This is a genomic window from Agromyces mangrovi (assembly GCF_030296695.1).
Lineage (GTDB): Bacteria > Actinomycetota > Actinomycetes > Actinomycetales > Microbacteriaceae > Agromyces > Agromyces mangrovi.
The window spans coordinates 2,041,361-2,060,636 of sequence record NZ_AP027737.1; the positions used below are offsets into that span (position 1 = coordinate 2,041,361).

The window sequence follows — 19,276 nt, forward strand, 5'->3', positions numbered from 1 at the left end:
GTGGGCGGCATCGGCGAGGTCGTGCTGAACGGCCAGCTGCTGGTCGCGATCCCGATCGCCGTCGCCGCGGGCCTCGTCTCGTTCCTCTCCCCGTGCGTGCTGCCGCTCGTGCCCGGGTACCTCGGCTACGTCGGCGGCTTCGCCGATGCGTCGGCGGATGCCTCGACCGAGCGCGCGAACCGGCGGCGCCTGGTGCTCGGCGTGCTGCTGTTCATCGCCGGGTTCACGCTCGTGTTCCTGCTCTTCAACGCCGTCGCGGGCGCGTTCGGGGTGTGGCTCAAGGTCTGGTCCGACGTGATCATCCGGGTCGCGGGCGTGCTGCTCATCGCGATGGGCCTCGTCTTCATCGGCCAGTTCACGTTCCTCCAGCGCACGTTGCGCCCGTCGTGGAGGCCCGCGACCGGACTCGCCGGCGCACCGCTGCTCGGCATCGTGTTCGGCCTCGGCTGGACCCCGTGCATCGGCCCGACGCTCGCGGTCGTGCTCACGCTCAGCGCCGACTCGGCGTCGGTCGGCCGCGGCGCGCTGCTCGGCCTCGCGTACTGCATCGGCCTCGGCATCCCGTTCCTGCTCGTCGCGCTCGGCTTCGGCTGGGTGACCGGGTCGCTCGCGTTCCTGCGCCGCCACATCCGCGTCGTCAACATCATCGGCGGGGCGCTGCTCATCGTGATCGGCCTGCTCATGGTCACGGGCATCTGGAACGCGTGGATGTACGACCTCCAGGCGGTGATCACGAGCTATGACCTCCCCATCTGACGGCGACGGCCGCACCGGTGCACCCGCCACGAGCGACGCCCCCGACGTGGCCCGCCCGAGCGACCACGTCGACCAGCCCGCGCCCCGCCCCGGGGCATCCGTCACCCAACCCCGCCTGGGGCCCGTCGGCTGGCTGCGCTTCGCCTGGCGCCAGCTCACGAGCATGCGCACCGCACTGCTGCTGCTCCTGCTGCTCGCGATCGCCGCGGTGCCCGGCTCGCTCGTGCCGCAGCGCTCGAGCGACCCGAACGGCGTCACGCAGTACTTCGTCGACAACCCCGACCTCGCACCCGTGCTCGACACGTTCCAGATGTTCGACGTCTACTCGTCGGTCTGGTTCTCGGCGATCTACCTGCTGCTGTTCACGTCGCTCATCGGCTGCGTCATCCCGCGCACCAAGCACCACCTCGACGCGCTGCGCGCGCGCCCGCCGAAGACGCCGGCGCGACTGTCGCGACTGGCCGGGTTCACCGAGCGGCGGGCGCCCGGCACCGCGGCCGCGGCGGTCGACGAGGCCGAGCGGATGCTCCGCCAGTCCGGCTACCGCGTCGAGCGGTACGACGTCGGCGACGTGGCATCCGTCTCCGCCGAGCGCGGGTACCTGCGCGAGACGGGCAACCTGGTCTTCCACTCGGCCCTGGTCGGCATCCTCGTCACCGTCGCGGTCGGCGGCGGGTACGGCTTCGCCGGGCAGCGGGTGGTCGTCGAGGGGCAGTCGTTCGTGAACACGCTCGCCTCGTACGACTCGTTCAACCCCGGACGATTCTTCGACGACGGCACGCTCGATCCGTACCGGCTCGGCCTCGACGACCTCGCCGTCGTGTACGAGACCGAGAACGTCGACGCGCTCGGCCAGCCGGTCGACTTCACGGCTTCGGTCACGGTGCAGGCCCGCGCCGGCGAGCCGGAGCCGGGCGAGGTCAAGGTGAACGCCCCGCTGCGCGCGCACGGCACCGACATCTTCCTGCTCGGCAACGGCTACGCCCCGACCATCACGGTGCGCGACGCCGACGGCGAGGTCGTCTTCACCGACGCCGTGCCGTTCCTGCCGCAGGACGCGAACCTCACCTCGCTCGGGGTCGTCAAGGTGCCCGACGGGCTCGACGAGCAGCTCGGCATGATCGCGTTCTTCTACCCGACGCAGGACGTGCTGACGACCGGCGCGTACACGTCGACCTACCCCGACCTCTTCTTCCCGGTGCTCACGCTCAACGTGTACTCGGGCGACCTCGGCATCGACGACGGCGTGCCGACCTCGGTGTACGCGCTCGACACCGACGACATGACCCAGCTCACGGGCGGCGACACGGGCGTCGACTCGATCGAGCTCGCGCCGGGCGAGTCGGCCGAGCTGCCGAACGGCCTCGGCACGGTCGAGTTCGTCGACGCCTCGCCCGCCGGCACCGCCGAGGGCGACACCTCGCAGAGCGTGCTGCGCTTCGCCTCGTTCGACATCCACCACGACCCGACCCAGGGCTGGGTGCTCGTGTTCGCGCTGCTCGCGCTCGGCGGGCTCATGACGTCGCTGTTCATCCCGCGCCGCCGGGTCTGGGTGAAGGCGACGGATGCCACTGAGCCACGCGGCGCCGACGGGGACGCGAGTACTGGCACCGTGCGTCTCGAGTACGCCGGCCTCGCCCGCGGCGACGACCCCGGCCTCGCCGACGCGGTCGCCGAGCTGGCCGACCGACACTCCGGCGCCCTCGGCGGCGGGTCCGCGCAGGACTCCGACAGCGTGCGCGCAGGCGCGCGGACGTAAGGTGGTTGCCGTGACGCTCGACCAGTACTCCGTGCTCGCCCTCTACTCGGCGATGGCCGTGTACGCGCTCGCGTTCATCGCGTACGCGCTCGACCTCGCTCGGCGTTCGGCCGCGGCCGGGGCGACGGCCGCCGACGTGTCGACGACGGTGCCGGCCGCGCAGCGGCGCGAGCGCGCGCTCGTCGGGCGCGCGGGCGCCGACGGTGCGGGCGAAGCGGGCGCCGGGCAGGCGCCGTCGGCCGGATCGAGCACGCCCGCCGACTCCGGGGCATCCGTCGCCTACGGCAAGTCGCCCTCGCTGCGCGTCGCCGTCGCGCTGACCGTCGTCGGCTGGTCGCTGCACCTCGTGGCGACCGTGCTGCGCGGCATCGCCGCCGAGCGCGTGCCGTGGGCGAACATGTACGAGTTCGCGATGACCGGCACGCTCGTGATCGTCACCGTCTACCTCGGCGTGCTGCTGTTCTCGAAGTTCGACCTGCGGTTCCTCGGCACGTTCGTCGTCGGCCTGGTGCTCGTCTCGCTCGGCGTGGCATCCGTCAACTTCTACGTGAGCGTCGTGCCGCTGCCGCCGGCGCTGCAGTCGGCGTGGCTCATCATCCACGTGTTCGTCGCGACCGCCGCCGTCGGGTTCTTCGCGCTCGGCTTCGCGCTGTCGCTCGTGCAGCTCATGCAGTCCCGCCGCGAGGCGGCGATCGAGACTGCGAAGGCGGCGAAGCGCTCGTTCCTCGCGACGCTGCCGAACGCCGACCAGCTCGAGCGCCTGGCCTACCGGGTGAACATCATCGGGTTCATCCTCTGGACGTTCACGCTCATGGCCGGCGCAATCTGGGCCGAGGCCGCATGGGGCCGCTACTGGGGCTGGGACACCAAGGAGGTGTGGACCTTCATCATCTGGGTGGTCTACGCCGGGTACATCCACGCGCGCGCGACGCGCGGCTGGCGCGGCTCGCGGTCGGCGTGGCTGGCGATCATCGGCTTCTCGGCGGTGCTGTTCAACTTCACCGTGGTGAACCTGTTCTTCAAGGGCCTGCACGCCTACTCGGGTCTCTAGGCCCCAGGGCGAGCGGATGCCCCTGGGTGGGCGTCAGCCCGCCGGCAGCAGCGTGACGGGCACGCGCTCGCCGACGCCCGTGTCGAACATGACCACGGGGTTCGCGCCCGAGCAGTCGTAGGGCGCATCGCTGACGGGCGACGCGGCGAGCAGCTCGTTCGCCATCGACGAGTCGCCGATCGGGGTGCCGTCGACCGTGACGTCGGCGAGCAGCGCGTGCACCTCGCTCGTGGTCGTGATGACGCCGTCGGTCGTCGCGTAGTCACCGCTCAGGCTGCCGCCGATCGTGGCCGACGCGGTCGCGCCGTCGACCGCGAGGGTGAGCAGCATGTCGGGCGTGTACGCGAACGTGTCGGCGGTGAGGCGGAGCCCGGACGTGCCGTCGACCTTCATCTCCATGCCGCTCGCCGCGCCGACGACCGAGTAGTACGCCTGCAGGTCGGACTCCGAGAGCACCCAGTCGCCGACGAGACAGTCGCCGTCAGCGCTGCCGTCGGCGTCGCCCGACGCATCTGCGTCTCCCTCGTCCGCGTCCGCGGTCGCGGTCGCCCCGCTCCCGTCGACGGTGGCCGAGACGTCGTCCTCGGGGGCATCCGCTCCACCGCCCGTGCACCCGGTGAGCAGCAGCGCGGCGGCCGCGATCGCGGGCAGCAGCAGGGACGGAATGCGCACGGGGCTCCTCTCGACGCGTGCCAGCGTAGTGCCGCCGCCCCCTCGGCGCACGGACTCCTCACAGCCCTCTGGACGGCCCGCAGCAAGCGCTTGCGAGACATTCTCACCTTGGGAGCGCGCTCATCGCGCGCATCGTCACGTTCCGGTCACGGCTTCGGGACGACGGAGTGGAAGCGCTTGCATTAACCGCGGCACCCGCGCTAGCGTCCTGCTCAATGTCGTTCGGCACGTCGTCAGTGCCGGGAATCGGGAGTCGAAGATGACGCAACGGGCGCTCGCGCGCAGATGGTTCGCCGCAGGCATCACGGGGGCCCTCGCGGCATCCGTGCTCACCGTCCTTCCCCTGGCCGCAGCGAACTCGGCCGAGGGCGACACCTTCGCGGTCGTCGGCTCGCTGCAGAGCGAGCTCGGCTGCCCGGGCGACTGGCAGCCCGAGTGCGACGCGACCGAGCTCGCCGCCACCGACACCCCGGGCGTCTACGCGGCCGAGTTCACCGTGCCCGCCGGCACGTGGGAGTACAAGGTCGCGGCGAACGACGACTGGGCGAACTCCTGGGGGCTGAACGGCGGCGGTGACAACATCCCGCTGTCCGTCGCGGGCGACACCGACGTGCGCATCCTCTTCGACGACGAGGCGAAGCGCGTCGGGCTCGAGCTGCTGAGCACCCGCGCCGGCTACGACGAGGCGACGGATGCCGCGCTGGTGGCCGCCCCCGCACGCCAGCCCGGCAGCGCCGAGAACTTCTACTTCGTGATGACCGACCGCTTCGCGAACGGCGATGCGGGCAACGACACCGCCGGCATCGCGGGCGACCGCCTCGACCACGGCTTCGACCCGACCGACAAGGGCTTCTACCACGGCGGCGACATCCAGGGCATCCGCGACAACCTCGACTACATCGAGGGCCTCGGCACGACCGCGATCTGGTTCACGCCGAGCTTCAAGAACAAGCCCGTGCAGGGCGAGGGCGCGAACGCGAGCGCCGGCTACCACGGGTACTGGATCACCGACTTCACGCAGATCGACCCGCACCTCGGCACGAACGCCGAGCTGGAGGCGCTCATCGACGAGGCGCACGCCCGCGGCATCAAGATCTACTTCGACATCATCACGAACCACACGGCCGACGTCATCTCGTACGCCGAGGGGCAGTACTCCTACATCGACAAGTCCACGAGCCCCTACACGGATGCCTCGGGCGCCGCGTTCGACCCGAGCGCCATCGCCGGCAGCCCCGACTTCCCCGACCTCGACGCGGCCACGAGCTTCCCGTACACCCCGGTCATCGCGCCCGAGGAGGCCGACGTCAAGGTGCCCGCGTGGCTCAACGACCCGACGGTCTACCACAACCGCGGCGACTCGACGTGGGAGGGCGAGTCGGTCACGTTCGGCGACTTCGTCGGCCTCGACGACCTGATGACCGAGGACCCGACCGTCCTGAACGGCTTCGTCGAGGTGTACCAGGACTGGATCGACCTCGGCATCGACGGCTTCCGCATCGACACCGCCAAGCACGTGAACTTCGAGTTCTGGGAGACGTGGTCGACCGAGGTGCTCGACTACGCGCACGCGATCGGCAAGCCCGACTTCTTCATGTTCGGCGAGGTCTACGACGCCGACCCGGCCAAGCTCGCGCCGTACATCCGCGGCACCGACATGAACTCGGTGCTCGACTTCACCTTCCAGCAGCAGGCCGTGAGCTTCGCCGCGGGCAACTCGGCGGGCAACCTCCAGTCGCTCTTCGCGGGCGACGACCGCTACACGACGCCCGACTCGTCGTCGACGGCGCTGCCGACCTTCCTCGGCAACCACGACATGGGTCGCGTGGGCAACTTCCTCGCGAACACGGGCGCCGCGCTCGAGCGGGACGAACTCGCGCACGAGCTGATGTTCCTCACCCGTGGCCAGCCGGTCGTCTACTACGGCGACGAGCAGGGCTTCGCGGGCACCGGCGGCGACAAGGACGCGCGCCAGACGCTCTTCGCGACCCAGGTCGCGGAGTACGCGAACCAGCCGCTCGTGACCGGCGAGAACGCCGGCAGCGTCGACCGGTACGACACGGATGCCCCGCTCTACGAGCACATCGCCGCCCTCGCGGCGCTCCGCGACGCGCACCCCGCGCTCGATCAGGGCGCCCAGATCGAGCGCTTCGTCGCCGACGGCCAGGGCGTCTACGCCTTCAGCCGCGTCGACCGCGACGACAAGGTCGAGTACCTGGTCGCCGTGAACAACGCGGGCACCGACCAGTCGGTCGAGATCCCGACGCTCACCGCGGAGGCCGAGTTCTCGGTGCTCTACGGCGACGGCGCGGCCGTGACGGCGGATGCCGCCGGCGTGGCATCCGTCACCGTGCCCGCCCTCGGCGCAGTTGTCTGGACGGCCGACCGTCAGGTCACCGCGCCCGACGCAGCGGCCGCCATCTCGGTCGACGTGCCCTCGGCGGGCGCCGGCGTCACGGGCAGCACGCCCGTCGCCGCCACGGTCGCCGACGTCTGGCAGGAGACGAGCTTCGCCTGGCGCGTCGCCGGCTCCGACGAGTGGACCCCGCTCGGCACGGCCGAGGACACCACGCCCCGCGTGTTCCACGACACCGATGGGCTCGCGAACGGCACGCTCATCGAGTACCGCGCGGTGGCGACGGATGCCGCGGGCAACCGCGCGGCCGCCTCGACCTACGCGTCGGTCGGCAACGCCGTCTCGCTCGTGGTCGAGGAGGAGCCGGAGACCGGCATCGACCTCGTCACGATCCCCGGCGACCACAACTCCGAGATGGGCTGCCCGGGCGACTGGCAGCCGGGCTGCGAGATCGCCGCGCTGACCGAGCGCGCCGACGGCGTGTACGAGGGCACGTTCGAGATCCCCGCCGGCACCTGGCAGTACAAGGTCGCGATCAACGGCGGCTGGGACCTGAACTACGGCCTGAACGGCGAGCCGAACGGCCCGAACGTGGTCTACACGACCGAGGGCGGGCCGGTGACGTTCTACTTCGACCCGCGCACCAACGTGTTCTCGTCGACCGCCGAGGGCCCGATCGTGACCCTGCCGGGCGACCTGCAGAGCGCGCTGGGCTGCCCCGGTGACTGGCGGCCCGACTGCATGGTGACCTTCGCGCAGGACGGCGACAAGGACGGCGTCTACGAGTTCTCGACCGACCAGCTGCCGACCGGCAACTACCAGGTCAAGGTCGCGCACGGACTCAGCTGGGACGTGAACTACGGCGCCGGGGGCGTGCAGAACGGCCCGAACATCGAGTTCAGCGCCACGACCGGCAAGCTGACCGTCTTCCGCTACACGCTCGAGACCCACGTGCTCGAGGTCGTCGTCGAGGACCCGCCGCTCCAGGGCGTGGGCGCCGAGCGCGCCTACTGGCTCGACGCCGACACGCTCGCCGTGCCGCCGTCGCTGCTCGGCGGCGCCGACGCGGCCGACCTGGCCTGGACGCTCGAGCACGCGGCCGACGCCGGCCTCGCGGTCGAAGGCGCCGCCGTCACGGGCGGCGGCGAGCCGGTCGCGCTCGAGCTCGACCCCGCCGGCATCGGCGACGAGCTCGCGGCGACCTTCCCGCACCTCGCGGGCCACGTGGCGCTGCGCCCGGTCGGGCTCGACCGCGCCGACGTCGCGTCGCTCGTGACCGAGCAGCTGCACGTCGCCCAGCGCGACGGCGATGCCCTCACCGCGTTCACGGGCGTGCAGCTGCCGGGCGTGCTCGACGACCTCTACGCCGACTCCGTGGCATCCGCCCCGCTCGGTGCCGTGGTCGACGGCGACGACGTCACGCTCTCGGTCTGGGCGCCCACCGCGCAGCAGGTCTCCGCCCAGGTCTGGGACGCCGGCACGACCGGTGACCCGACCCTGGTCGAGGCGACCTTCGACGACGCCACGGGCGTCTGGTCGGCCACGGGCGCGCCCATCGCGGTGGGCAGCGAGTACCGCTGGCTCGTCGACGTGTACCAGCCGACGACCGGGGCGATCGAGCAGAACTCGGTGACCGACCCGTACTCGGTCGCGCTCACCGTGAACTCGGCCCGCACCGTGGTCGTCGATCTCGACGACCCGGCCCTCGCGCCCGAGCTGTGGGCCACCACGCCCGCACCGGTCGTCGACCGCCAGGTCGACCGCGCGATCACCGAGCTGCACGTGCGCGACTTCTCGATCACCGACGAGACGGTGCCCGAGGACGAGCGCGGCACGTACCGTGCGTTCACGCGCAACAGCGCGGGCGCCGAGCAGCTGCGCGAACTCGCCGCGGCCGGCATCAACACGGTGCACCTGCTGCCGACGTTCGACATCGCGACCATCGAGGAGCGCCGCGACCAGCAGGCGACCCCCGACTGCGACCTCGAGTCGTTCGGTCCGGCGTCGGCCGAGCAGCAGGCGTGCATCAACGAGATCCGCGACCTCGACGGCTTCAACTGGGGGTACGACCCGTACCACTTCCTGGCGCCCGAGGGCTCCTACGCGGTCGACCCCGAGGGCGGCGCGCGCGTCGCCGAGTTCCGCGAGATGGTCGGCGCGCTGCACGCCACGGGCCTGCAGGTCGTGCTCGACGAGGTGTACAACCACACCGCGGCATCCGGCCAGGGTGAGAAGTCGGTGCTCGACAAGCTCGTGCCCGGCTACTACCACCGCCTGAACGCGTCGGGCGCGGTCGAGACCTCGACCTGCTGCCAGAACGTGGCCACCGAGCACGAGGTCGCCCAGAAGCTCATGGTCGACTCGATCGTGCTCTGGACGACCGAGTACAAGGTCGACGGCTTCCGCTTCGACCTCATGGGGCACCACTCGACGGAGAACATGCTCGCGGTGCGGGCGGCGCTCGACGAGCTCACGCTCGAGGCAGACGGCGTCGACGGCTCGGCCGTGTTCCTCTACGGCGAGGGCTGGAACTTCGGCGAGGTGGCGGACAACGCGCGCTTCGAGCAGGCCTCGCAGGGCCAGCTCGGCGGCACGGGCATCGCGACCTTCAACGACCGGCTGCGCGACGGCGTGCACGGCGGCAGCCCGGTCGCGGGCGACTCGAAGTACGAGCAGGGCTTCGGCACCGGCCTCGCGGGCGAACCGAACGGCCTGCCCGTGCGCGACGGCATCCGCGACCTCGGCCAGCAGACCGATCTCGTGAAGGTGGGCCTCGCCGGCAACCTGAGCGACTTCGAGCTCGTCGGCTCCGACGGCGTGACGAAGACGGGCGCCGAGGTGGACTACAACGGGTCGCCCGCCGGCTACGCCGAGCACCCCGAGGAGGTCATCAACTACGTCGACGCGCACGACAACGAGACGCTGTTCGACCTCGGCGTGCTGAAGCTGCCGCAGGAGACCTCGATGGCCGACCGCATCCGCATGAACACCCTGTCGCTCGCGACGGTGGCGTACTCGCAGAGCCCGTCGTTCTGGCACGCCGGCACCGAGCTGCTGCGCTCGAAGTCGCTCGACCGCAACAGCTACAACTCGGGTGACTGGTTCAACCGCATCGACTGGACCGGCCAGGAGTCGACCTTCGGCTCGGGCCTGCCGATGGAGGCCGACAACGTCGACCACTGGGAGGTCATGGAGGGCCTGCTCGCCGACCCGGCGCTGAAGCCCGCGGCGGACGACATCGCGGCAGCGGAGGCATCCGCTCTCGACCTGCTGCGCGTGCGCTCGTCGGTCGACCTGCTGCGCCTCGGCTCGGCCGAGCTCATCGAGCAGAAGGTCTCGTTCCCGAACAGCGGGGCGGATGCCACGCCGGGCCTGATCGTCATGCTCATCGACGACCTCGTCGGTGCCGACGTCGACCCGTCGGCGAAGGGCGCGCTGGTCGTGTTCAACGCCTCGGGTGAGGCGATCACGGAGCAGGTCGAGGGGCTCGAGGGCCGTTCGTTCAAGCTGGCCAAGGCGCTGCGCGACGGCGCTGACGAGGTCGTGCTCGAGACGAAGTTCACGGCCAAGTCCGGCACGCTGACGATCCCGGCGCGCACCGCGGCCGTGCTCGTCGAGGCGCAGCAGCCGAAGGGTCCGGGAGCGTCGAACGGCGGCGGCAACGGCAACGGCAACGGCAAGGCGGTCGCGAACGGGCAGGCGAAGTCGGGTGCCGGCTCGGTGCAGGCCGCGAGCATCCGCGTCGGCGGGCCGGCCGTGCAGACCGGCGCGACGCTGACCGTGTCCGGCTCCGGCTTCGCGCCGGGTGAGCCCGTGCAGGTCTGGCTCGAGTCGACCCCGCGCCTGCTCCAGGCCGCGGTCGCCGGGGCCGACGGCACGGTCGCGTTCGCGGTCACCGTGCCCGCCGAGACCGAGCAGGGCGCGCACCACGTGCGCCTGATCGGCGTGCAGTCGGGCGCCGAGGCGGTCACGCCCCTGACCGTGACCGGCTCGCTCGGGCTCACGAGCACGCAGCTCGCGCTCGCCGCCCTGTTCGGCGTCGCGCTGCTCGCCGGCCTCGCCCTGCTCGTGGCCCCGCGCATCCGCCCCCGGAGCCGCGCCCGCACCTGACCCCCGCACCCCCCTGCACGCCCGTGCACCCCTGGTGAGACCCGTCGAGAACCTGCACGCTCAGCCCTGAGAACGCAGTTTCTCGACGGGTCTCCCGCCTTCGTGTGCCCAGACCCGTCGAAAGGCTGCGCTTTCGCAGCCCAGAACGCAGGTTCTCGACGGGTCTCCCGCTTGTCAGGACGTGCGGGCGGCGAGCACCGCGTGGCACCGCTCGAGGCGCGCGATCCACCACGCGGTGCGGTCGGCGTCGGCGGCGTAGCGGTCGAGCAGCGCGGCATCCGCTTCGACCCGGCGCACGGCAATCGACCCCTCCTCGGGAGCGAGCGGATGCCCCGTGACATCCGCCGCCAGCAGTGATGCCGTGCCGAGCCCGCAGTCGTACTCGAGTTCGGGGACGGATGCCGCGAGGTGTGCGCCCATCGCGAGCCCGACGCTCGTGTCGAGGGCGCTCGACACCACGACCGGCAGGCCCGCGCGCCGGACCACGTCGAGCGCACGCCGGATGCCCCCGAGCGGCGCCGCCTTGATCACGAGCAGGTCCGCGGCCCCCGCCTCGGCAACCGCGAGCGGGTCCTCGGCCCGCCGCACGCTCTCGTCGGCCGCGATGGGGATGCCCATGTACTTCGTCCGCCGCCGGATCTCCGCGAGCTCCTCCACGCTCGGGCACGGCTGCTCGACGTACTCGAGGTCGAACTCCGCCAGCGCGTGGATCGCGTGCTCGGCCTCGTCGACGTTCCAGCCGCCGTTCGCGTCGAGCCGCACCCGCCCCTCGGGGCCGAGCGTCTCGCGCACCGCGCGCACCCGCGCGACGTCCTGCGCGAGCACCTGGTCGCCCGCGGCGACCTTCACCTTCGCGGTGCGGCAGCCCGGGAACCGCGCGAGCACGGCCGGCACCTCGTCGGCGTCGACGGCCGGCACGGTCGCGTTCACGAGGATGCGGTCGCGGTGCGCCGCAGGCGTCTGGCGCCACCCGAAGTCGATCGCGGCGGCGAGCCAGGCGGATGCCTCCTCGTCGTCGTACTCCGCGAACGGCGCGAACTCGGTCCAGCCCTCGGGCCCCTCGAGCAGCAGCGCCTCGCGCACGTCGATGCCGCGGAACCGCGTCACGAGCGGGAGCGCCACCACCCGCGCGGTCGCGAGCAGGTCGTGCAGGGGCGGCAGTGCATCGTCGCTCATGCCCCGAGTCTGCCACCGCGCCCGCCCCGCGTCTCCGTGCCCGCGCCCGCCGCCCGTGAAGCCGTCCGCCCCTTGCCGCCCGCGGGCTCTCGGGCTCTCGGGCGAAACGTAGGAGAAGTCGCCTCTCGCACGCACCCCGCCCGGCGCGTCGCGCAGAATCTCCTACGCTTCGCACGGAGGCCGGCAGCACGCGACGCTCCCGAATTCGCGGACGTAGGCTGGAGGCATGGGCGAGCAGGTCTCCGAACTCTTCGACGCGGGCGAGTGGGCGGATGCCGCGGCATCCGTCACCGGCGGCGCAGCCTTCACCGACATCACGTACCACCACTCGCGCGACGGCCGCATCGCCCGCATCGCGTTCGACCGCCCCGAGGTGCGCAACGCGTTCCGCCCGCACACGGTCGACGAGCTCTACGCGGCACTCGAGAACGCCCGCACGAACCCGCGCATCGGCGTCGTGCTGCTGACCGGCAACGGACCGAGCCCGCGCGACGGCGGTTGGGCGTTCTGCTCGGGCGGCGACCAGCGCATCCGCGGCCGCGACGGCTACAAGTACGCCGACGGTGTGGAGGCATCCGGCATCGACGCCGCCCGCTCGGGCCGCCTCCACATCCTCGAGGTGCAGCGCCTCATCCGCTTCATGCCGAAGGTCGTGATCGCCGTGGTCCCCGGCTGGGCGGCCGGCGGCGGGCACTCGCTGCACGTCGTCTGCGATATGACCGTCGCGAGCAGCGAGCACGGCCGGTTCAAGCAGACGGATGCCGACGTCGGCAGCTTCGACGCCGGCTACGGCTCCGCCTACTTCGCCCGCCAGATCGGCCAGAAGTTCGCCCGCGAGGTCTTCTTCCTCGCCGAGGAGTACTCGGCCCAGCGCGCCTACGAGATGGGCGCGGTGAACCGGGTCGTGCCGCACGCCGACCTCGAGCGCGAGGCCGTGTCGATGGCCCGCACCATCCTCACCAAGTCGCCCACCGCGATCCGCATGCTGAAGTTCGCGTTCAACGCCGTCGACGACGGACTGGTCGGCCAGCAGGTCTTCGCGGGCGAGGCCACGCGCCTCGCGTACGGCACCGACGAGGCGGTCGAGGGCCGCGACTCGTTCCTCCAGAAGCGCGACCCCGACTGGGCGCCGTTCCCGTGGCAGTTCTGAATCGGATGCCCCTGAGCAGCGCGCCCCACCGAGCCCGCGCGTCACAGGCCAGGCCATGACCCGCCCGCTCGTCGCGGTCGCCGCCGACGACGTCGACGGCCTCGTCGCGGCGGTGCGCGCGGCGATCCACGGGGAGGGGCGGCGGTGTTCCCGGCGCCCTCGGGGCACGCCATGGCGCCGGGCGAGCGGATGCCCCCGGGCGCCGTCGTCGGCGAGGTCGACGACCGGGTGGCTGCCGTGGTCGAGACGAGCGGATCGACGGCCGCGCCCAAGTGCGTCGCGCTCTCGGCCGAGGCGCTGCTCGCGAGCGCAGAGGCGACGCACGAGGCGCTCGGCGGGGCGGGGCGCTGGGTGCTCGCGCTGCCGGGCAACTACATCGCGGGGCTCCAGGTGATCGTGCGCGCGCTCGCCGCGGGCACCGCGCCGCTCGTCGTGCCGGGGGAGCGCTTCGACCCGGTCGCGTTCGCCGCCGCGGCCGCGCCGCTCCGCCGTATGCACGGTCGTGCATACACCTCGCTCGTACCGGTGCAGCTCGCGCGCGTGCTCGACGCCGCGGAGCACGACCGCGGCGTGCGCGAGGCGCTCGCACGCTTCGATCGCGTGCTCCTCGGCGGCCAGGCCGCCCCGCCCGGACTCGTCGAGCGCGCCGCGGCGCTGGGCGCACGCGTGACCCGCACGTATGGCTCGAGCGAGACGGCCGGCGGCTGCGTCTACGACGCGCGCCCGCTGCCGGGCGTGCGCATCCGCATCGCGGGCGGACTCGTCGAGCTCGCGACCCCGAGCCTCGCCCTCGGCTACCTCGACTTCCCTGACGCGCCCGCCGCCTTGGACGAGCCACCGTTCATCACGTTCGACACCGCCCGCACCGCCGCCGCCTTCACGACCGACCACGACGGCACCCGCTGGTACCGCACGGGCGACCTCGGCGACCTCGCCGACGACGGCACGCTCCGCATCCGCGGCCGCGCTGACGACGTCATCGTCTCGGGCGGCGTGAAGGTCGCCCTGGGCGAGGTCGAGCGCACCGTGCGCGCGCTCGACGGCTTCGCGCACGCGGTCGTCGTCGCCGCACCGCACCCGGAGTGGGGCGAGGCCCCCGCGGTCGTCGCCCCGGCGACCGACCCGGCACGTGCCGCGGATGCGCTCGAGCGGCTCGCGGCTCACGTGGCATCCGTAGCCGGCGCAGCCGCCCGCCCCGCGCGCCTCGTCGTGGTCGATGAACTGCCGCTGCTCCCCAGCGGCAAGCCCGACCGACGCGCGCTTGCGGAGCTCATCGCGAACCCATCGCCACCGCCCAGCGCACCCCCGGCCACCGCACTCCCGCCGAACTAGCATGGTCGGGTGGCACGCCCGACCCCCGACTCCCCCAGTCCAAGCGCTCCCAGACGTACGGCCGGTCCGGCAACCCGGCGAAGTCCGGCAGCACGAACCGCCCTGCGCCCGCGCAGCGCCGGGCCACCGCCCGCGACTGGATCTCGGGCGCGCGCCTGCGCACCCTCCCGCTCGCGATCGCGCCCGTCGTGGCCGGCACGGGCGCGGGCATCGTGGCGATCCCCGACGGCCCGTGGCATCCGCTTCGTGCCGTGCTCGCCCTGATCGTCGCGCTCGCGCTGCAGATCGGCGTGAACTACGCCAACGACTACTCCGACGGCGTGCGCGGCACCGACGAGCACCGGGTCGGGCCCGCGCGCCTCACCGGATCGGGCCTCGCGAAGCCACGAGCCGTGCTCGCTGCGGCCCTCGCGAGCTTCGGCGTCGCCGCCCTCGCGGGTCTCGCGCTCGTCGTGCTCACGCAGCAGTGGTGGCTGCTCGCGGTCGGGGCGGTCGCGATCGTCGCGGCGTGGTTCTACACCGGCGGCAGGCACCCCTACGGCTACTACGGGCTCGGCGAGCTGTTCGTGTTCGTCTTCTTCGGCGTCGTCGCGACCGCCGGCTCGGCCTACGTGCAGGCGCTCACCGTCAACCTCGAGGCGTGGGTCACGGGCGCCGGCCTCGGCCTCATCGCCTGCGCGGTGCTCATGGCGAACAACCTGCGCGACATCGGCCCCGACCGGGCGGCCGGCAAGCGCACCCTCGCGGTGCTCGTCGGCAAGGCGTTCGGCCGCGTGCTGTTCGCGGTGTTCCTGCTGGTGCCGTTCCTCGCGGTCGGCTTCCTCGCCCTGTTCTACCCGGCCGCGTGGCTCGTGTTCTTCGCGCTGCTCGCGGCGCTGCCCGCGGTGCTGATCGTGTCGACCGCGCGCACGTCGCGCGAGCTGATCATCGCGCTGCAGCTCGCGAGCGCGACGTCACTCCTCTACGGAGTCGGCCTCGGGCTGGCCTTCGCGCTCTAGCGATCGGCGTCGGTCGACTGCTCAGCGGATGCCCCTGAGCTGCCGGATCCCTCCGGCTCGGCGTCCGCGGCGTCGACCGCCGCGGCGTCGACCGCCGCATCCTCTGCCGCGTCGTCCTCGTGCACGGCCGGCGTCTCGCGGTTGCGTGCTGCGTACAGCTGCTCCGACATGGTGTCGCGCGGGCGCCGCAGGAAGATGACCGAGACGCTGAGGCCGAAGAGGGCCGCGACGAGCGCGGAGATCCACGGGCTCACGCCGGCGATGAGCAGCACGGCAAGCGGAACGGCGAACGCCAGGAGGCGCCAGGCCGTGTAGGTCACCCAGGTCGGGACGGATCGCACGCCCATAAGTGTAGGTCGGCCAAGCTGGCAACCCCTCCACCGAATCCACGCTCCCAGCCCACCCGCAGCGCGGACACCTAGACTGTCGGCATGGCACGCCTGCTCTTCGGACTCGGCATCGTCGCCGTCATCTTCACGGTGTACGCGATCGTCGACTGTGCGATGTTCGACCGCTCGCGCATCCGGGGCATCGGCCGCATCTGGTGGATCATCGTGATCCTCTTCGTGCCGATCATCGGCGGGGTGCTCTGGTTCCTCGTCGGCCGTGGTCGCAAGGGCCGGCCGCCGCGCCGTTCGCAGCGCACGGTCGCACCCGACGACGACGCCGACTTCCTGCGCGGGCTCGACCGCGACGCCGCCCAGGAGGAGCGCATCCGCCGCCTGGAGGAGGAGCTCGCCGAGCTCGACGACCGCACCGACCAGCCCGACCTCCCGACCGACCACCCGGACCACCCCGAGCACTCCGAGCGACGCCGCGACGACGACGGCGACACGCCGCCGAGCAGTCGCCCGAATGCCTGACGCGTCGCCCGCGCCGAGCCCGGCGAGCGACGTCGCACATGCCCTCCTCGAGGGGCTGGTCGCCGCGGGCGTCACCGACCTCGTCGTGAGCCCCGGTTCCCGCTCGCAGGCGCTGGCGCTCGCCGCGGCCGAGCTCGAGCAGCGCGGTCTCGTGCGCCTGCACGTGCGCATCGACGAGCGCGGTGCGGGCTTCCTCGCGGTCGGCCTGGCCCGCGAGTCGGGCCGCCCGGCCGTGGTCGTCACGACCTCGGGCACCGCCGTTGCGAACCTGCATCCGGCCGTGCTCGAGGCGCACCACTCGGGCGTGCCGCTCGTGGTCGTCACCGCCGATCGTCCGGCGGAGTTGCAGTGCGTGCGCGCCAATCAGACGACCGTTCAGCCGGGCATCTTCGCGGGTGCTGTTCGGCTCGAGCACGACGTGGCCGCACCCGAGGGGCTCGCGGGCGAGACGGATGCCGCCCAGGCGATCGCTCGCGACGCGGTCGCCGCGTCCCTCGGGCAGGGCGTCGACGGAACGTTCGTGCCCGACCCGGGACCGGGCCCGGTGCACGTCAACCTCGCCATGCGCGAGCCCCTGTCGGGCGCCCGCACGTCGCTCGCGGGCGGTGTCGAGGCGTCCGGCTCAGGGGCATCCGTCATCGCCGTCGCCCCGCACGCGTCCGCCGCCGTCGGCTCGCACGGCTCGCTCGTCGCCCACGGCCCGCGCACCGTCGTGGTCGCCGGCGCCGGCGCCGGCCCCGCGGCCGAGCAGTTCGCGCGCGACGGTGGCTGGCCGCTCTTCGCAGAGGTCGTGAGCGGCGCGCACTTCGGGCCGAACCTCGTGGTCGCCTACCGCGAGCTGCTGCGCGACGTCGTGTTCGCCGGTGCGATCGAGCGCGTGGTGGTCTTCGGGCATCCGACCCTCAGCCGCGAGGTGCCCGCGCTGGTCGCGCGCGACGACGTCGAGTCGATCGTCGTAGCCCCGTCGGGCATCGAGTGGTACAACCCGGGGCACGGCGTGAATCGCTTCCACCGCGCGGTGCGGGTCGAGCCGCGCCGCCCCGACGCGGAGGAGCGCGCGTGGGTGGGCCGCTGGGTCTTCACGAGCCGACGGATGCTGGAGCCCACGCCGTCCGAGTCGTACGTGCCGTCGGCCGAGCCCACTCCGCACGACCACGACCTCGACCTGGCCGAGCTCGACGAGCGCCGCGCGTACGTGCGCGCGAGCGTCGATGCGATGCGCGAGCCCGTGACCCGGCGCAGCCTCGTCGATGCGGTCTGGAGCGCGACCTGGCCGCACGATCGGCTGGTCTTCGGCGCCTCGCGCCTCGTGCGCGACGCGGACCGTGCGGTGGCCGGCCGCCGCGTCACGGTGCACGCGAACCGCGGCCTCTCGGGCATCGACGGCACCGTCGCGACCGCTGTCGGCGTCGCGATCGCGAGCCAGTTCCCGCCGCCCGGTACTTCCGACGCCCCCGAACCGACCACGGCCCGCGCCGATGACGTGGCCGCACTCGACGCCGCAGCCGCTGGCGGGCACTCCCGCGACGCCACCGCGCACGGGGTGACGCGCGCGCTCATCGGCGACGTGACCCTGCTGCACGACGCGGGCTCGCTCCTCGCCGGTTCGGGCGAGCGGATGCCCCGGATCCAGGTCATCGTCGGCAACGACGGCGGCGGATCGATCTTCGACGCCCTGGAGGTCGCCGGAACGGCCGATCCGGCCGCGTTCGACCGCGTGCAGTTCACTCCGCACGCCGTCGATCTCGCCGCGCTCGCCCGCGCCTACGGCTGGGAGTACGCTCACGCCGACACCGCCGGCGCGCTCGATGCCGCGCTCACCTCGACCCGCCCCGGCCCCGTGCTCATCGAGGTCCCCCTCACCCGCTGACCCCGCGCTCGCCCCACCGAGTACGCAAACTGCGGGAATCCGCCTCTCGTTCCTGCACTTTGCGTACTCGGCACCCGATCCGCCGCCGCACCGAGTACGCAAACTGCGGAAACCTCCCACGGAATCCGGCACTTTGCGTACTCCGTGCGCCCGCCGAACTGCGGACGTCACCCTCCGAATGGCCCCCGAACGGGGGAGACCCACAAAGGTGAGGGAGAGTAGCTTTCGAGGCATGACACTGCTGTCGCACTCTCGTCGTCCTGCAGTCTCCGCCGTCACGGCCGTTCTCGCGGCTGCGGCGCTCCTGTTCGGCGCCGCAGCGCCGGCCATGGCGGCTCCGCCGAGTCCGCCGCCCGTCGAGAAGCTCGTCGCCCTGGGTGACTCATACGCGGCCGGCCAGGGCGCCGGCGTCCCGCTCGACGGGTGCCTGCGCAGCACCGCCGCGTACCCGTACCTGCTCGACGCGCAGGAGGACGGCCCGAAGATCAACCTGCTGCGCCTGGCGGCCTGCTCGGGCGCGACCATCGAGGACGTGATGGACACGCAGCTCCCGCAGGTGAACAAGGGCACGACGCTCGTCACGATCACGGTCGGGGCGAACGACCTCGGCATCGATGCGGTCTACGCGGCATGCACGCCAGACCCGTTCTCCGACCCGTGCACGGCGGCACTGATCGAGGCGTCACAGATCCTCGGGTCCGGCGCGATCGCCACGGACCTCACCGACCTCCTGCTCGCGATCGCGGAGCGTGCTCCGCGAGCTCGGATCGTCGTCACCGACTACCCGATTCCGTTCGTACCCGAGTCGAACCCGTCGGCCCAGACCGTGAACCTCGCGACGCTCGCGCTCGACGAGCAGATCGCGGCCGGCGCCACGGCCGCCGCCGGCCTCGGGGCGAACGTCACGTACTCGAGCCTCGCCTACGCGTTCGCCGGCCACCAGGTCGGCAACGCTGAGCCGTGGCTCGGCGCGAACCCGGGCGACCCGTTCACGTTCCTGCACCCCACGGCACAGGGCCAGGCCGTCTACGCGGCAGCGGTGCTCGGCGCCCTCTGACCCACGCTGGGCGCGCCGGCCAACCACCGAGTACGCAAAGTGCGGCAACTCATCGTGAGTTGCCGCACTTTGCGTACTCGGTGCGTCGCGTCAGCGGTCGAGCGTGCGATGGGCGAGGAGTATGCG

General features: G+C 72.5%; 13 protein-coding genes. 10 read left to right on the forward strand and 3 right to left on the reverse strand.

All coding sequences use genetic code 11. From position 1 onward, the window contains the following. Genes QUE38_RS09725 through ccsB form a run of 3 tightly spaced genes read left to right on the forward strand, consistent with a single transcriptional unit; the run spans window position 1 to window position 3,566 of the window. Entirely contained in the window at window positions 1–756 is a 756-nt protein-coding gene (locus QUE38_RS09725) for a cytochrome c biogenesis CcdA family protein (protein WP_286307786.1), read from the forward strand. Window positions 757–802: 46 nt separating this feature from the next. Then, a complete protein-coding gene (resB, locus tag QUE38_RS09730; protein ID WP_286311760.1) occupies window positions 803–2,515 on the forward strand; it encodes a cytochrome c biogenesis protein ResB in 1,713 nt (570 codons plus the stop codon). Between the two features lies 1 nt (window position 2,516). Beyond that, window positions 2,517–3,566: a c-type cytochrome biogenesis protein CcsB gene (gene ccsB / locus QUE38_RS09735; RefSeq protein WP_433996892.1), complete on the forward strand. Its 1,050-nt coding sequence runs from the start codon at window positions 2,517–2,519 to the stop codon at window positions 3,564–3,566. Between the two features lie 33 nt (window positions 3,567–3,599). On the opposite strand, the gene QUE38_RS09740 is transcribed toward ccsB, so the two are convergent. Further along, complete coding sequence (locus QUE38_RS09740; RefSeq protein WP_286307788.1) at window positions 3,600–4,238, reverse strand: hypothetical protein; 639 nt, start codon at window positions 4,236–4,238, stop codon at window positions 3,600–3,602. A 259-nt stretch (window positions 4,239–4,497) separates the two neighbouring features. On the opposite strand from QUE38_RS09740, the gene pulA reads away from it, so the two are divergent. Beyond that, window positions 4,498–10,704, forward strand: a complete 6,207-nt coding sequence (gene pulA, locus QUE38_RS09745) for a pullulanase-type alpha-1,6-glucosidase (RefSeq protein ID WP_286307790.1) — start codon at window positions 4,498–4,500, stop codon at window positions 10,702–10,704. A 174-nt stretch (window positions 10,705–10,878) separates the two neighbouring features. On the opposite strand, the gene QUE38_RS09750 is transcribed toward pulA, so the two are convergent. Beyond that, window positions 10,879–11,880 carry an o-succinylbenzoate synthase gene (locus tag QUE38_RS09750; RefSeq protein WP_286307793.1) on the reverse strand — a complete coding sequence of 334 codons (1,002 nt, stop codon included), beginning with the start codon at window positions 11,878–11,880 and terminating at the stop codon, window positions 10,879–10,881. Between the two features lie 226 nt (window positions 11,881–12,106). Between QUE38_RS09750 and QUE38_RS09755 the strand changes: the two genes are divergently transcribed. From QUE38_RS09755 to QUE38_RS09765, 3 genes are all read left to right on the forward strand, one after another. Continuing rightward, entirely contained in the window at window positions 12,107–13,030 is a 924-nt protein-coding gene (locus QUE38_RS09755) for a 1,4-dihydroxy-2-naphthoyl-CoA synthase (protein ID WP_286307795.1), read from the forward strand. A 144-nt stretch (window positions 13,031–13,174) separates the two neighbouring features. Further along, complete coding sequence (locus QUE38_RS09760) at window positions 13,175–14,362, forward strand: AMP-binding protein (protein WP_286307796.1); 1,188 nt, start codon at window positions 13,175–13,177, stop codon at window positions 14,360–14,362. Further along, window positions 14,314–15,360, forward strand: coding sequence for a 1,4-dihydroxy-2-naphthoate polyprenyltransferase (locus QUE38_RS09765; RefSeq protein ID WP_433996970.1), 1,047 nt, complete (start codon window positions 14,314–14,316; stop codon window positions 15,358–15,360). Before QUE38_RS09760 ends, QUE38_RS09765 begins: the two co-directional genes overlap by 49 nt. On the opposite strand, the gene QUE38_RS09770 is transcribed toward QUE38_RS09765, so the two are convergent. Beyond that, window positions 15,357–15,701, reverse strand: a complete 345-nt coding sequence (locus QUE38_RS09770; RefSeq protein WP_286307799.1) for a DUF4229 domain-containing protein — start codon at window positions 15,699–15,701, stop codon at window positions 15,357–15,359. The two genes, QUE38_RS09765 and QUE38_RS09770, sit on opposite strands and share 4 nt — an antisense overlap. 90 nt (window positions 15,702–15,791) lie before the next feature. On the opposite strand from QUE38_RS09770, the gene QUE38_RS09775 reads away from it, so the two are divergent. The 3 genes from QUE38_RS09775 (at window position 15,792) to QUE38_RS09785 (ending at window position 19,150) form a co-directional block, all read left to right on the forward strand. After that, window positions 15,792–16,223 (forward strand): PLD nuclease N-terminal domain-containing protein, encoded by a 432-nt coding sequence (locus QUE38_RS09775; protein ID WP_286307801.1) that lies wholly within the window; start codon window positions 15,792–15,794, stop codon window positions 16,221–16,223. Beyond that, window positions 16,216–18,093 (forward strand): 2-succinyl-5-enolpyruvyl-6-hydroxy-3-cyclohexene-1-carboxylic-acid synthase, encoded by a 1,878-nt coding sequence (gene menD, locus QUE38_RS09780; RefSeq protein ID WP_286307803.1) that lies wholly within the window; start codon window positions 16,216–16,218, stop codon window positions 18,091–18,093. Before QUE38_RS09775 ends, menD begins: the two co-directional genes overlap by 8 nt. A gap of 232 nt (window positions 18,094–18,325) precedes the next feature. Further along, complete coding sequence (locus QUE38_RS09785) at window positions 18,326–19,150, forward strand: SGNH/GDSL hydrolase family protein (RefSeq protein WP_286307805.1); 825 nt, start codon at window positions 18,326–18,328, stop codon at window positions 19,148–19,150. The last annotated feature ends 126 nt before the right edge of the window (window positions 19,151–19,276 follow it).

Coding starts and splice junctions, on each gene's coding strand:
- pulA (WP_286307790.1), top strand. CDS start 4,498: ATGACGCAACGGGCGCTCGCGCGCAGATGGTTCGCCGCAGGCATCACG.
- QUE38_RS09750 (WP_286307793.1), bottom strand. CDS start 11,880: ATGAGCGACGATGCACTGCCGCCCCTGCACGACCTGCTCGCGACCGCG.
- QUE38_RS09755 (WP_286307795.1), top strand. CDS start 12,107: ATGGGCGAGCAGGTCTCCGAACTCTTCGACGCGGGCGAGTGGGCGGAT.
- QUE38_RS09775 (WP_286307801.1), top strand. CDS start 15,792: ATGGCACGCCTGCTCTTCGGACTCGGCATCGTCGCCGTCATCTTCACG.
- menD (WP_286307803.1), top strand. CDS start 16,216: ATGCCTGACGCGTCGCCCGCGCCGAGCCCGGCGAGCGACGTCGCACAT.
- QUE38_RS09785 (WP_286307805.1), top strand. CDS start 18,326: ATGACACTGCTGTCGCACTCTCGTCGTCCTGCAGTCTCCGCCGTCACG.